Annotated in this window: 11 protein-coding genes; 2 read left to right on the forward strand and 9 right to left on the reverse strand. The window is 62.2% G+C overall.

What is annotated here, in order from left to right; all coding sequences use genetic code 11:
- Positions 1 to 10 precede the first annotated feature (10 nt).
- Positions 11 to 1,123, reverse strand: coding sequence for an S-(hydroxymethyl)glutathione dehydrogenase/class III alcohol dehydrogenase (locus H3221_RS22440; RefSeq protein WP_196475946.1), 1,113 nt, complete (start codon positions 1,121 to 1,123; stop codon positions 11 to 13).
- 185 nt (positions 1,124 to 1,308) lie between these two features.
- Here H3221_RS22440 and H3221_RS22445 point away from each other — a divergent pair, with 185 nt between their 5' ends.
- Together H3221_RS22445 and H3221_RS22450 are read left to right on the forward strand one after the other, a co-directional pair.
- Positions 1,309 to 2,205: a LysR substrate-binding domain-containing protein gene (locus H3221_RS22445; protein WP_196475947.1), complete on the forward strand. Its 897-nt coding sequence runs from the start codon at positions 1,309 to 1,311 to the stop codon at positions 2,203 to 2,205.
- Positions 2,206 to 2,348: 143 nt separating this feature from the next.
- Positions 2,349 to 2,672, forward strand: coding sequence for an HPF/RaiA family ribosome-associated protein (locus H3221_RS22450; RefSeq protein WP_160019629.1), 324 nt, complete (start codon positions 2,349 to 2,351; stop codon positions 2,670 to 2,672).
- 15 nt (positions 2,673 to 2,687) lie between these two features.
- Here the strand turns inward: H3221_RS22450 and ispD are convergent, their stop codons facing one another.
- The 8 genes from ispD to dnaE all read right to left on the reverse strand — a co-directional run bounded on the left by ispD (position 2,688) and on the right by dnaE (position 14,117).
- Positions 2,688 to 3,386: a 2-C-methyl-D-erythritol 4-phosphate cytidylyltransferase gene (gene ispD / locus H3221_RS22455; RefSeq protein WP_196475948.1), complete on the reverse strand. Its 699-nt coding sequence runs from the start codon at positions 3,384 to 3,386 to the stop codon at positions 2,688 to 2,690.
- Positions 3,383 to 3,661 (reverse strand): septum formation initiator family protein, encoded by a 279-nt coding sequence (locus H3221_RS22460; RefSeq protein WP_106734981.1) that lies wholly within the window; start codon positions 3,659 to 3,661, stop codon positions 3,383 to 3,385. Before H3221_RS22460 ends, ispD begins: the two co-directional genes overlap by 4 nt.
- Before the next feature lie 270 nt (positions 3,662 to 3,931).
- On the reverse strand, positions 3,932 to 5,221 hold the full coding sequence (gene eno, locus H3221_RS22465; protein ID WP_196475949.1) for a phosphopyruvate hydratase: 1,290 nt from the start codon (positions 5,219 to 5,221) through the stop codon (positions 3,932 to 3,934).
- A 150-nt stretch (positions 5,222 to 5,371) separates the two neighbouring features.
- Positions 5,372 to 6,217: a 3-deoxy-8-phosphooctulonate synthase gene (kdsA, locus tag H3221_RS22470; protein ID WP_017674773.1), complete on the reverse strand. Its 846-nt coding sequence runs from the start codon at positions 6,215 to 6,217 to the stop codon at positions 5,372 to 5,374.
- A 3-nt stretch (positions 6,218 to 6,220) separates the two neighbouring features.
- The gene (locus H3221_RS22475) at positions 6,221 to 7,852 is read right to left on the reverse strand and encodes a CTP synthase (protein ID WP_196475950.1); all 1,632 of its coding nucleotides are present in this window, start codon (positions 7,850 to 7,852) and stop codon (positions 6,221 to 6,223) included.
- A 151-nt stretch (positions 7,853 to 8,003) separates the two neighbouring features.
- Entirely contained in the window at positions 8,004 to 9,326 is a 1,323-nt protein-coding gene (gene tilS, locus H3221_RS22480; protein WP_196475951.1) for a tRNA lysidine(34) synthetase TilS, read from the reverse strand.
- Between the two features lie 172 nt (positions 9,327 to 9,498).
- On the reverse strand, positions 9,499 to 10,449 hold the full coding sequence (locus H3221_RS22485) for an acetyl-CoA carboxylase carboxyltransferase subunit alpha (RefSeq protein ID WP_196475952.1): 951 nt from the start codon (positions 10,447 to 10,449) through the stop codon (positions 9,499 to 9,501).
- A gap of 137 nt (positions 10,450 to 10,586) precedes the next feature.
- On the reverse strand, positions 10,587 to 14,117 hold the full coding sequence (gene dnaE / locus H3221_RS22490) for a DNA polymerase III subunit alpha (protein ID WP_196475953.1): 3,531 nt from the start codon (positions 14,115 to 14,117) through the stop codon (positions 10,587 to 10,589).
- Positions 14,118 to 14,193: the final 76 nt, after the last annotated feature.

Consider the following 14,193-nt stretch of genomic DNA (forward strand, 5'->3'; position numbering starts at 1 on the left):
CACCCTGAAGTCAGAAATGAATGACGGTGCGGATGCTTTTGCCTTCATGCATCAACTCGAACGCCTCGTTGATGTCTTCCAGCGGCAGATTGTGAGTGATGAAGGTATCCAGCGGGATTTCACCACTCTGCGACTTCTCGACATAGCTGGGCAGCTCGGTACGCCCCTTGACGCCACCGAAGGCGCTGCCACGCCATACGCGGCCGGTTACCAGTTGGAATGGACGGGTGCTGATCTCGGCACCGGCCGGCGCCACGCCAATGATGGTCGACTCGCCCCAGCCCTTGTGGCAGCACTCCAGCGCGGCGCGCATCAGCTGCACGTTGCCGATGCACTCGAAGCTGTAGTCGACGCCACCGTCGGTCATCTCGACGATGACCTCCTGGATAGGCTTGCTGTGCTCTTTCGGGTTTACGAAATCGGTGATGCCCAGCTCACGCGCCACCGCCTCTTTGGCCGGATTGATGTCGATACCGATGATGCGCGAGGCCTTCGCCATCTTGGCGCCGATGATGGCAGCCAGACCGATGCCGCCCAGGCCGAAAATGGCCACGGTGGAGCCTTCAGTGACCTTGGCGGTATTGAGCACCGCGCCGATACCGGTGGTTACACCGCAGCCGAGCAGGCAAACCTTCTCCAGCGGTGCATCCTTGGGAATCTTGGCCAGGGAGACTTCCGGCAGCACGGTGTACTCGGAAAAGGTCGAGCAGCCCATGTAGTGGTAGACCGGCTCGCCGTTGTAAGAGAAGCGGCTGGTGCCATCGGGCATCAGGCCCTTGCCCTGAGTGGCACGCACCGAGCTGCACAGGTTGGTCTTGTTGGATTTGCAGAATTTGCACTCGCCGCATTCGGCGGTGTACAGCGGGATCACATGATCGCCGACTGCCAGCGAGGTAACGCCCTCGCCCACTGCCTCGACGATACCGCCACCTTCGTGACCGAGAATGCAGGGGAACACGCCCTCGCTGTCCTGACCGGACAGGGTGTAGGCGTCGGTGTGGCAGACGCCGGTCGCGACGATACGCACCAGCACCTCGCCGGCCTTGGGCGGCGCCACATCGACTTCGACGATTTTCAGGGGTTCATTCGGGGCGAAGGCGACGGCAGCACGAGACTTGATCATGGCAGTTCTCTCAGGGAGCGTGGACAGTGGTCGGCAGTCTAGTTCATGTCCAATACGAGATAATCAACAGCAGAGCAAAACATTATTGCCGTACAGGGATAATATTGAGCCTCCTTACATTGCCCGCAAGCGGGCTCCTACAGGTGCAGCCGGATGCAATCGGGAGCACAGGAGAAGAAGCATCGATGAATCGCTGGGAAGGACTCGACGAATTCGTCGCCGTGGCTGAGTGCGGGCAATTCAGTGCCGCGGCCGAGCGCCTGGGATTGTCCACCTCGCAGGTCAGCCGCCAAGTAGCACGCCTGGAGGAACGCCTGCAGAGCCGCCTGTTTTATCGCAGCACCCGGCGAGTAGCCCTGACCGAAGCCGGCCAGCTATTCCTGCAACACTGCCAGCGCCTGCAGGATGCCCGCGAAGAAGCGCTGCGAGCGGTCGGCGATCTCGGCGCTGAACCCAAGGGGCTGTTGCGTATGACCTGTGCAGTGGCTTACGGCGAGCGCTTCATCGTGCCACTGGTCAACGATTTCATGGCGCAGCATCCGCAGCTGCGCGTGGAAATCGAACTGTCCAACCACCAGCTCGATCTGCTGCACGAAGGCCTGGACCTGGCCATCCGCCTGGGGCGCCTGCAGGACTCGCGGCTGATGGCCGCGCGTCTCGCACCTCGCGAAATGTATCTGTGCGCTGCTCCCGACTATCTGCAGCGCTACGGGCGCCCGCACTCGCTATCCGAGCTGGCCCGACACAACTGCCTGGTGGGGAGCAGCGACCACTGGAGCTTCGCCGAGAACGGCCGGGAAACCCAGGTGCGAATACAGGGTAACTGGCGCTGCAACAGCGGCCAGGCCGTGCTCGACGCAGCGCTGCGCGGCTTTGGCCTGTGCCAGCTGCCGGATTATTACGTATTGGAACATCTGCGCAGCGGACGACTGATCTCTCTGCTGGAGCAGCATCGCCCACCCAATACAGCCGTCTGGGCGCTCTATCCGCAACAGCGTCATCTCTCGCCCAAGGTACGCCAGTTGATCGACTCGCTGCGCAAGGGCCTGAGCCGGCATGCCGAGTACAGCGGCCCTGCCTGACGCTGTGCAATGACCCTGTCACCCGGCTGAACAGTCATGGAATGTCACAAGCCGGCGCGAAACTTGAGCGAGGCGACCGCGTCACACTCCATGCACTCCGCCCATGCGGGGCCTCACGAACTCAGCGACATGAGGACATGGTTATGCAGGTTCTGGTCAACAGTGGTAAGCACGTCACCTCCTCGATGGACTTCAGGGACGGCATTGGCAGTCGCATCCGGGACAAGCTCCAGCGCTATGAGGATCACCTCACCCGGATCGAAATTCATCTCTCCGACGAGAATGCGCTCAAGAGTGGCCCACAAGACAAACGCTGCAAGGTCGAGGCGCGGATGAAAGGACGCGATCCACTGACGGTCTCCCACGATGCCAGTGAACTGCAGCAGGCGATCGACGGCGCCATGAACAAGCTGACCAACGCACTGGATCGCACTATTGGCAAAGACGCCAAACCCTGGACGCACTGATGCGGTAAATCCAGTTCAACGGTCTTGCGGCCATATGGACTGCAGATAGTGCAGATCTTCCGGGCGGGTGACCTTGAGGTTGTCCGCCCGGCCTTCTATCAGACGTGGCGCTTGCCCCGTCCATTCCATGGCCGAGGCTTCATCGGTCACTGCCACGCCTTCTTTCAGCGCTTGCGCCAGCGCTTCGCGCAGCGCGCCCAAGCGGAACATCTGCGGCGTGTAGGCCTGCCAGATCACGCTGCGATCCACGGTCTCGGCCACGCGTCCGTCGCTTGCGGCACGCTTGAGCGTATCGCGCGCCGGCACTGCCAGCAGGCCGCCGACCGGATCATCGGCCAGACTGTCCAGCAGGCGCTCAAGGTCTTCCCTCGCCAGGTTGGGTCGTGCTGCGTCATGCACCAGCACCCAATCCTCGGCGCGTGCGCCCTCTGCAAGTAGCGCTTGCAGCCCCGCCAATACCGAATCGGCCCGCTCGCGACCGCCAGGTGCCCGGCGGACACGCAGATCACGCGCCAGTGGCAACTGCGGCCAGTACGGGTCATCCACGGAAACGCACACCACCGCGCCCAACAGGCCGGGATGGTCGAGAAAACAATACAGGGTGTGTTCGAGAATGCAGCGACCGGCAATCTGCAGGTACTGCTTGGGACGGTCGGCGGCCATACGCGCACCGACACCGGCAGCCGGGATCACCAGCCAGAATTTCGTGGTCATTCGGTCAGCAGATAGAGGGTTTCACCCTCTTTGAGCATGCCCAACTCCTGACGCGCGCGCTCTTCCACCGTCTCCATACCGCGCTTGAGCTCCATCACCTCGGCCTCGAGGATGCGGTTGCGCTCCAGCAGCCGCTCGTTCTCGCCCTTCTGTTCAGCGATCTGCTGTTGCAGACGGCTGGCAGCAGCAAGGCTGCCGTCGCCGACCCACAGTCGATACTGCAGACCGGCCAGCAACAGGATCAGCACGATGAACAGCCAATACGGACTACGCATGGAGCGGCTCGCAGATAGAGTCATCGGCATGGTAGGGGCTGCGTTCATGCTTGAAAAGAAGCCGTCTGATGAGTGACATGGAGTTTCGGTACCTGCATCCGTGCATTGGTTCCCAGAGGCCGATAAAACGCACTGCGGGTTCGCAATGGTAGGGTGCGCCGTGCGCACCAGCAATCCGACATCGACGCTGATGCCCACGGCGCACCCTACCAAGCAGCCATCGCCTACAAAAAAGGGCGACTCGCGTCGCCCTTCTCCGTCACGCGCAAATCAACCGCGGAATTCGGCACGGCCCTTGTACGGGGCCTTACCGCCCAACTGCTCTTCGATACGCAGCAACTGGTTGTACTTGGACACGCGGTCAGAGCGGCACAGCGAACCGGTTTTGATCTGACCGGCAGCAGTGCCCACGGCCAGGTCGGCGATGGTGCTGTCTTCGGTTTCACCGCTGCGGTGCGAAATCACGGCGGTAAAGCCTGCAGCCTTGGCCATCTGGATGGCTTCCAGGGTTTCGGTCAGCGAGCCGATCTGGTTGAACTTGATCAGGATCGAGTTGCCGATCTTCTCGTCGATGCCGCGCTTGAGAATCTTGGTGTTGGTGACGAACAGGTCGTCGCCTACCAGCTGCACCTTGGCGCCGATCTTGTCGGTCAGCACTTTCCAGCTGGCCCAGTCGGACTCGTCCATGCCGTCTTCGATGGAGATGATCGGGTAACGCTCGGTCAGGCCAGCCAGGTAGTCGGCGAAACCTTCACCGCTGAATACCTTGCCTTCGCCGGCCAGGTCGTATTGACCGTCCTTGTAGAACTCGCTCGATGCGCAGTCCAGCGCCAGGGTCACGTCGTCGCCCAGGGTGTAGCCTGCGTTGGCCACGGCCTCGGCGATGGCAGCCAGGGCATCTTCGTTGGAGGCCAGGTTCGGTGCGAAACCACCCTCGTCACCTACGGCAGTGTTCAGACCACGGGCCTTGAGCACGGCTTTGAGGTGGTGGAAGATCTCGGCGCCCATGCGCAGTGCGTCGGCAAAGTTCTTGGCGCCAACCGGCTGCACCATGAACTCCTGGATGTCGACGTTGTTATCGGCGTGCTCGCCACCGTTGATGATGTTCATCATCGGCACCGGCATGGAGTAGACGCCCGGTGTGCCGTTCAGATCGGCGATGTGCGCGTACAGCGGCACGCCCTTGGCCTGGGCGGCAGCCTTGGCGGCAGCCAGGGACACGGCGAGGATGGCATTGGCGCCCAGAGTCGCCTTGTTCTCGGTACCGTCGAGTTCGATCATCGCGCGGTCCAGAGCCTTCTGATCGATGGCGTCTTTGCCGAGCAGCAGATCGCGGATCGGGCCGTTGATGTTGGCGACGGCTTTCAGCACGCCCTTGCCCAGGTAACGGCTCTTGTCACCATCACGCAATTCCAGCGCTTCGCGCGAGCCGGTGGAAGCACCGGACGGAGCGCACGCGCTGCCGACAATGCCACCTTCCAGAATTACATCCGCTTCCACGGTGGGGTTGCCGCGGGAGTCGAGAACCTCACGACCCTTGATGTCGACGATCTTTGCCATTGTTGTTTGCACTCCAAGGTTTGACGATAAGACTGCAGCAGCGGGCTGCGCGGGGCCGCCGACCACCCCGAGGGGCGGTCGACGACACAGTCTGACTCACGGGTCAGGGGGATCTTTTCTGGGGCGGCACTTTACCGGATTGCGTGCGGTTCAGGCAGTCTCGATCGGCGGAAAACTCTTGATCAGATCGTCAAGCTGCTTGAGCTGGGTGAGGAACGGCTCCAGCTTGTTCAGGCGCAAGGCGCACGGGCCATCGCACTTGGCGTTTTCCGGGTCCGGATGCGCTTCGAGAAACAGACCGGCCAGGCCCTGGCTCATGCCAGCCTTGGCCAGGTCGGTAACCTGGGCGCGGCGACCGCCAGCAGAGTCGGCGCGACCACCTGGCATCTGCAGGGCGTGGGTCACATCGAAGAACACCGGGTACTCGAACTGCTTCATGATGCCGAAGCCGAGCATGTCCACCACAAGGTTGTTGTAACCGAAGGAGGAACCACGCTCGCAGAGGATCAACTGGTCGTTACCGGCCTCTTCGCACTTGGCCAGGATGTGCTTCATTTCCTGCGGCGCGAGGAACTGAGCCTTCTTGATGTTGATTACCGCGCCGGTCTTGGCCATGGCCACCACCAGATCGGTTTGCCGCGAGAGGAAGGCCGGCAGCTGGATAATGTCGCACACCTCGGCCACGGCAGCCGCCTGGTGCGGTTCGTGAACGTCAGTGATCACCGGTACGCCGAAGGTCTTCTTCACTTCCTCGAAGATCTTCATGCCCTCTTCCAGGCCAGGGCCACGGAAGGAGGTGACGGAGGAACGGTTGGCCTTGTCGAAACTGGCCTTGAACACGTAGGGGATGCCGAGTTTCTCGGTCACCCGCACGTACTCCTCACAGGCCTGCATGGCCAGGTCACGCGATTCGAGCACGTTGATGCCACCGAACAGCACGAACGGCTTGTCGTTGGCGATCTCGATGTCACGAACCTTGATGATCTTCTGAGCCATGGATCAGACCTTTTTCGCTTTGTGCGCCAGGGCAGCGTTGACGAACCCGCTGAACAACGGGTGACCATCGCGCGGCGTCGAGGTGAATTCGGGGTGGAACTGGCAGGCGACGAACCACGGATGATCCGGTGCCTCGACCACCTCGACCAACGCACCATCGCCGGAACGACCGGTGACCTTGAGGCCCGCCTCGGTCAGCTTCGGCAGCAGGTTGTTGTTGACCTCGTAACGGTGACGGTGACGCTCGACGATCACGTCTTTTCCGTAGCAGTCGTGCACCAGCGAACCGCCCTGCAACTGGCAGTCCTGCGCACCCAGACGCATGGTGCCGCCCAGGTCGGAGTTCTCGCTGCGCTGCTCGACACTGCCTGCGGCGTCTTGCCATTCGGTGATCAGACCGACCACCGGATGCTGGCTGGCCATGTCGAATTCGGTGGAGTTGGCATCGCTCCAGCCCACGACGTTACGGGCGTACTCGATGACCGCCACCTGCATGCCGAGGCAGATACCCAGGTAGGGAATCTTGTTCTCACGTGCGTATTGCACGGTCTTGATCTTGCCTTCCACGCCACGCAGACCGAAGCCGCCGGGCACCAGGATGGCGTCGACACCTTCGAGCAGCGCGGTGCCCTGGTTCTCGATGTCTTCGGAGTCGATATAACGCAGATTGACCTTGGTGCGGTTCTGGATGCCGGCGTGGCTCATCGCCTCGATGAGCGACTTATAGGCGTCCAGCAGCTCCATGTACTTGCCGACCATGGCGATGGTGACTTCTTTTTCCGGGTTGAGCTTGGCATCGACCACACGATCCCACTCGGACAGGTCAGCACCGCCGCACTCCAGACCGAAACGCTCGACGACGAAGTCATCCAGACCCTGGGCATGCAGCACGCCCGGAATCTTGTAGATGGTGTCGACGTCTTCCAGGCTGATCACCGCACGCTCTTCGACGTTGGTGAACAGGGCGATCTTGCGCCGCGAGGACACGTCGATCGGATGATCGGAGCGGCATACCAGTACATCAGGCTGCAGGCCGATGGAGCGCAGCTCCTTGACCGAATGCTGGGTCGGTTTGGTCTTGGTCTCGCCGGCGGTGGCGATGTACGGCACCAGGGTCAGGTGCATCAGCATCGCACGCTTGGCGCCCACTTCCACGCGCAGTTGGCGAATGGCTTCGAGGAACGGCTGCGATTCGATGTCGCCGACGGTACCGCCAATTTCCACCAGGGCCACGTCGGCATCGCCGGCGCCCTTGATGATGCGACGCTTGATTTCGTCGGTGATGTGCGGGATGACCTGAATGGTCGCACCCAGGTAATCACCACGGCGCTCCTTGCGCAGTACATCTTCGTACACGCGGCCGGTGGTGAAGTTGTTGCTCTTGCTCATCGTGGTGCGGATGAAGCGCTCGTAGTGGCCCAGATCGAGGTCGGTCTCGGCGCCGTCGTGGGTGACGAACACCTCACCGTGCTGGAATGGGCTCATGGTGCCCGGATCGACGTTGATGTAAGGGTCCAGCTTGAGCATGGTGACCTTCAGGCCCCGCGCCTCCAGGATGGCCGCCAGTGAAGCCGAGGCGATGCCTTTCCCCAATGAAGAAACAACACCACCCGTGACGAAGATGTAGCGCGTCATGAAAAACCCTAGAAGTCTGCGTTTAAGCGGTCAGTGCCGCCGGGGAAAGCGAAGGAGCGCCATCAGTGCGAACAATGGCAAACTCGCCAAGCTCCCTGAGGGAGTCGGCAAAAGCTGTAGTAAGACGGGAGCGTAGTCTACCCGAAAGGCCTTACCAGCTCAAACCTTGCGCACAGATAGGCGGCGACCAGTGCAGATGCGCCCCGTTCGCCTCGATTCCTGCCGGGTGCGACAGATTCGCCACCGCCATCAACTCGCTGCCTTCGAACAGCAGCGGCAGACGCGGGCGTACGAATGCCGGCACGCGCAGTTCATTGAGCAGACGCTTGAGATCACGACTGCCACGCCCCGGCACCCGCAACGACTCACCACCCTGGCGATAGCGCAAATGCCAGCGACCTTGCGGCAACTCACCCTGTAGATGCACATGACCATTGCCGGGAAGTGCGACCGACGCGCAAAACCGGTCGCAGGGCAGATCGAGAGGATCGAGTGGCCGCAGCCACTGACCACTGAGCCACCAGAGCCGACCATCGGCACGGTGCAACTCACCATCGGCCAGCTTCCAGATCGGCGCCGCATCCAGACCTGCATCACGCAGATCGCACCAACCTGCCCAGTGATCGCTGTCGGGCATGCGCGTCAGCGGCGCCAACCAGTGACGCAGCAGATTGCGCTGACGTGCATCGCTCAGAGCGCTCACCGCCGACAAATCCAGAGAGGGCAGTGGCAGCCAGGGACATGCCGAAACGCCGCGGGCAGCCGCCAGGTCCATCTCGGCCAACTCTCCCAGCAACTGCTGAGCCTCCGACAGATGGCTTGCGCTGCGCGCCAGACTGATCGAGGCCTGCGGCCAGCGCTCAGCCAGCACTGGCATCACCCGCCGCCGCAGGAAGTTGCGACTTAACCGTTCGTCGGCATTGCTCGGGTCCTCGATCCAGGCAATGCCATGCCCCTGCGCATAGGCCTGCAGCTCAGCCCGGGAACAGTCGAGCAGCGGCCGAACCAGCCTGCCCTGCCCCAACGGCCGACTGGCCGGCATCGCCGCCAGCCCGCGCACACCAGCACCGCGCAACAGGCGAAACAACAGGGTTTCGGCCTGATCATCGCGGTGCTGGGCACTGAGCAACACATCGCCCGTGCCCAGCCGCTCGCTGAAAGCCTGATAACGCGCACTACGTGCAGCCTGCTCCACGCTGGCACCTGGCGCGACCTGAACCCTGACAACGTCGAGAGCGATGCGCAAATGCTCGCAGACACGCGCGCAATGCTCGGGCCAGGCGTCGGCCGCAGCCTGCAGACCATGATGGACATGAATGGCAGAAATCGGCGGCAGGTTCTCGCGCCGGGCCCAGTCGGCGAGCAGGTGCACCAGCACGCTGGAATCCAGGCCGCCAGAAAAGGCAATGCGCCACGCCGGGGCCGCGCGCCAGGGCTGCAGGGCCTGGCGTAAGCGAAGTTCGAGAGCAGTCATCAGCGAAGCTTAAACAACAACGGGCCCGAAGGCCCGTGGTGATGTGCAATGAAATTAAGTAGGGTGCGCCATGCGCGCCCAAATACCGGCGCTACCGTCATTGGTGCGCACAGCCTGGGCGGCCCCGCGACACCCTACAAAAGCCATCTACGCCAGGCACATTAGCCCGAACTCAGGCGATGCCGTAACTCATCAGTCGGTCATAGCGACGCTTGAGCAGTGCCTCGGTGTCGTGCTTCTGCAGGCTGGCCAGCTGCTTGATCAGTTCCTGGCGGATCGACTCCGAAGCCGCCGCCGGGTCACGGTGCGCGCCACCCAGAGGCTCGGCGATGACCTGATCAACAATACCCAGATCCTTCAGCCGCTCGGCGGTAATGCCCATGGCTTCGGCGGCATCCGGCGCCTTCTCGGCGGTACGCCAGAGAATCGAGGCGCAACCTTCCGGTGAGATCACCGAGTAGGTGGAGTACTGCAGCATGTTCAACTGGTCGCAGACGCCGATGGCCAGCGCACCACCGGACCCACCCTCACCAATGACGGTGGCGATGATCGGGGTTTTCAGGCGCGCCATCACGCGCAGGTTCCAGGCGATGGCCTCGCTCTGGCCGCGCTCCTCGGCATCGATGCCCGGGTAGGCGCCGGGGGTGTCGATGAAGGTGAGGATCGGCATCTTGAAGCGTTCGGCCATTTCCATCAGGCGGCAGGCCTTGCGGTAGCCTTCCGGACGCGGCATGCCGAAGTTGCGGCGCACCTTCTCGCGCACTTCACGGCCTTTCTGGTGGCCGATGATCATCACCGGCTGTTCGCCCAGACGGGCAATGCCACCGACGATGGCAGCGTCGTCGGAGAAGTGGCGATCGCCGTGCAGTTCATCGAACTCAGTGAAGATGTGCTGGATGTAATCCAGGGTGTACGGGCGACGCGGATGGCGTGCCAACTGGGCGATCTGCCAGCTGGTCAGGTTGCCGAAAATGCTTTCGGTCAGGGTGCTGCTCTTGTCCTGCAGGCGGGCAATCTCATCGCCGATATTCAGCGAGTTGTCGTTACCAACCAGGCGTAGCTCTTCGATCTTGGCTTGCAGGTCGGCGATCGGCTGTTCGAAATCGAGGAAATTCGGGTTCATAGTCATCCGTCTTGCGTCGACGGCCAAGTGGCCGGGGAGCTGTATCCATTAGGCGTCCTACCTTAAGGGATAGGACGCAGCGGGTCGACACCCGCAGGTGTCGATGCCAACACAAAGGGGGATTTTCCCCTCTTGCATCAGCGGTAGTGCAAAAAGACGTTGTCGCGCCCGAACTGGTCACGCAATGCCTGAATCAAAGTGTCAGCCGGGTCGATTCGCCAGGCATCGCCGAATTGAAGCAAGGCCCGTGCCTCCTCGCCACTGTAGTCCAGCGTCACCGGACAGGCGCCCTTGTGCTTGCTGCACAGCTCGGCCAGCCAGCGCAGCCGATCACCCTTCAATGCCTCACTGGCAACCTTCACCCGCAGGCTGTCGGCCAGCCCCGTACGCGCCTCTTCCAGGCTCATCACGCGCTTGGCACGCAGACGCAGGCCACCGGAGAAGTCGTCGTTGCTGACTTCGCCCTCGACCACCACCAACGCATCGTTCTGCAGCAACGCCTGGTTGCTGGCGAAGGCATCGGCGAACAGGGAGGCTTCGATACGCCCGGAGCGGTCGTCGAGGGTGATGAAACCCATCTTGTCGCCCTTCTTGTTCTTCATTACCCGCAGGTTGACGATCATCCCGGCGATGGTCTGGGTGTCGCGTGCCGGCTTCAACTCGACGATGCGCTGGCGGGCGAAACGGCGAATCTCGCCTTCGTATTCATCGATGGGATGGCCGGACAGGTAGATACCCAGGGTGTCCTTCTCGCCTTTCAGACGCTCCTTGATCGGCAGCTCGCGTGCCTTGCGGTGATTGGCGTAGACGTCCGCCTCGGGTTCGGCGAACAGGCCACCAAACAGGTCCATGTGGCCGCTCTCGGCGCTGCGCGCGGTCTGTTCGGCGGATTGCACGGCCTCTTCCATGGACGCCAGCAGCACGGCACGGTTCTTGTCCACGCTGGCCTGGTAGGCCTTGAGCTCGTCCTGATAGCACGGACCGAGGCGATCCAGCGCACCGCTGCGAATCAACGCTTCAAGGGTGCGCTTGTTGATGCGCTTGAGGTCGACGCGATTGCAGAAGTCGAACAGATCCTTGAACGGTCCGCCTTCGGCGCGGCATTCGACGATGGCCTCGACCGGCCCCTCGCCCACGCCCTTGACCGCACCCAGGCCGTAGACGATACGACCGTCGTCGTTGACGGTGAACTTGAACTCGGACACGTTCACGTCCGGCGGATCGATGCGCAACTTCATGTTGCGGCACTCCTCGACCAGGATCACCACCTTGTCGGTGTTGTGCATATCCGCCGAGAGCACCGCTGCCATGAACGGCGCCGGGTAATGCGCCTTGAGCCAGGCCGTCTGGTAGGACACCAGCCCGTAGGCAGCCGAGTGCGACTTGTTGAAGCCATAACCGGCGAATTTCTCCACCAGATCGAAGATGTTACCCGCCAGATTGGCGTCGATGCCATTGCTGGCGCAACCTTCGATGAAGCCGCCGCGCTGCTTGGCCATCTCCTCGGGCTTCTTCTTGCCCATGGCACGCCGCAGCATGTCCGCCTGCCCCAGGGTGTAGCCACCCATGACCTGGGCGATCTGCATCACCTGCTCCTGATACAGGATGATGCCGTAGGTGGGCTTGAGCACCGGCTCGAGGCCGGCGTACTGATAGTCCGGGTGCGGATAGGACAGCTCAGCACGGCCGTGCTTACGGTTGATGAAGTCGTCCACCATGCCGGACTGCAGCGGGCCCGGACGGAACAGCGCCACCAGTGCGATCATGTCCTCCAGGCAGTCGGGCTTGAGCTTCTTGATCAGCTCCTTCATGCCGCGCGATTCAAGCTGGAAGACCGCAGTGGTCTCCGCCTTCTGCAGCATGTCGTAGGTTTTCTTGTCATCCAGCGGGATGAAGTCGATGTTGACCAGATCCTCGTCCGGCGCACCGTCGCGCTTCTGGATGCGGTGAATGGTCTCCATCGCCCACTTGATGATGGTCAGGGTACGCAGACCGAGAAAGTCGAACTTGACCAGGCCGGCCTGCTCGACGTCGTCCTTGTCGAACTGGGTCACCAGGCCACCGCCCTCTTCATCGCAGGCGATCGGCGAGAAGTCGGTGAGCTTGGTCGGCGCGATCACCACGCCGCCGGCATGTTTACCGGTACCACGCACCACGCCTTCGAGTTTGAGGGACATGTCCCAGATTTCGGCGGCTTCTTCGTCGTTCTTGAGGAAGTCGCGCAGCGGCTCCTCCATCTCGTAAGCCTTCTCCAGGGTCATGCCCACTTCGAAGGGGATCATCTTCGACAGACGGTCGGCCAGGCCATAGGACTTGCCCTGCGCGCGGGCCACGTCGCGCACCACCGCCTTGGCCGCCATCGAGCCGAAGGTGATGATCTGGCTCACCGCGTTACGCCCGTATTTCTCGGCCACGTAGTCGATCACCCGGTCGCGGCCGTCCATGCAGAAGTCGACGTCGAAGTCGGGCATGGACACCCGCTCGGGGTTGAGGAAGCGCTCGAACAGCAGGTCATAGGCCAACGGGTCGAGGTCGGTGATCTTCAGTACGTAGGCCACCAGCGAACCGGCGCCCGAGCCACGGCCCGGACCGACCGGCACGCCGTTGTTCTTGGCCCACTTGATGAAGTCCATCACGATCAGGAAGTAACCGGGAAAGCCCATCTGGATGATGATATCGAGTTCGAAATTGAGGCGGTCGATGTAGACCTGCCTCTTGGCCTCATAGTCCGGCGTGTCCTTGGGCAGCAGAACTTCGAGACGTTCCTCGAGGCCCTCGAACGAGGCATGGCGCAGGTAGTCGTCGATGCCCATGCCATTGGGCGTGGGGAAATCCGGCAGAAAGTATTTCCCGAGCTGCACATCGATATTGCAGCGCTTGGCGATCTCGACGGTGTTCTCCAGTGCCTCGGGCAGGTCGGAGAACAGCTCCCACATTTCCGCGGCGCTTTTCAGGTACTGCTGATCGGAGTAATGCCGTGGCCGGCGGGGGTCGTCGAGGGTACGACCTTCACCGATACAGACGCGTGTTTCGTGCGCCTCGAAGTCGCCCTGCTTGATGAAGCGCACATCGTTGGTCGCCACCAGCGGCGCCTCGACGCGATCGGCCAATGCCACCGCCGCATGCAGGTACTCTTCATCGCCAACTCGGCTGGTACGCTGCACTTCCAGATAGAAGCGATCCGGGAACGCGGCCATCCATTCACGCAGGCGCACTTCGGCCAGCGCTTCGTCACCGCCCAGCAGCGCCTGACCGACTTCGCCTTCACGCGCGCCGGATAGTGCGATGAGGCCTTCGGCGGCCCCCTTGACCCAGTCACGCTGGATGATCACCAGGTCGTTGCTCTGCCCTTCGGCCCAGCCACGGGAAATCAGTTCGGTGAGATTGCGGTAGCCCTTGGCGTTCATCGCCAGCAGGGTCAGGCGCGTCAGAGGGCCGTCTTCCTCGGCGCTGGCCATCCAGATGTCGGCGCCGCAGATCGGCTTGACCCCGGCGCCCATGGCCGTCTTGTAGAACTTCACCAGCGAGCACATGTTGCTCATGTCGGTGACCGCCACCGCCGGCATGCCGGCCCCGACGACGGCCTTGATCAGCGGCTTGACCCGCACCAGACCATCGACCAGGGAGTATTCGGTGTGCAGACGCAGGTGTACGAACGCTTGAGTCATGGGCGGCCTTGCAGGTGAAAACGACAAAGCGCGGATTGTAGCTTAAGAGGGTCTGGCTGAGGGCCAGAGCTTCATC

Origin of the sequence: Pseudomonas chaetocerotis, assembly GCF_015712105.2 — a bacterium.
GTDB classification, from domain to species: Bacteria; Pseudomonadota; Gammaproteobacteria; order Pseudomonadales; family Pseudomonadaceae; genus Aquipseudomonas; species Aquipseudomonas chaetocerotis.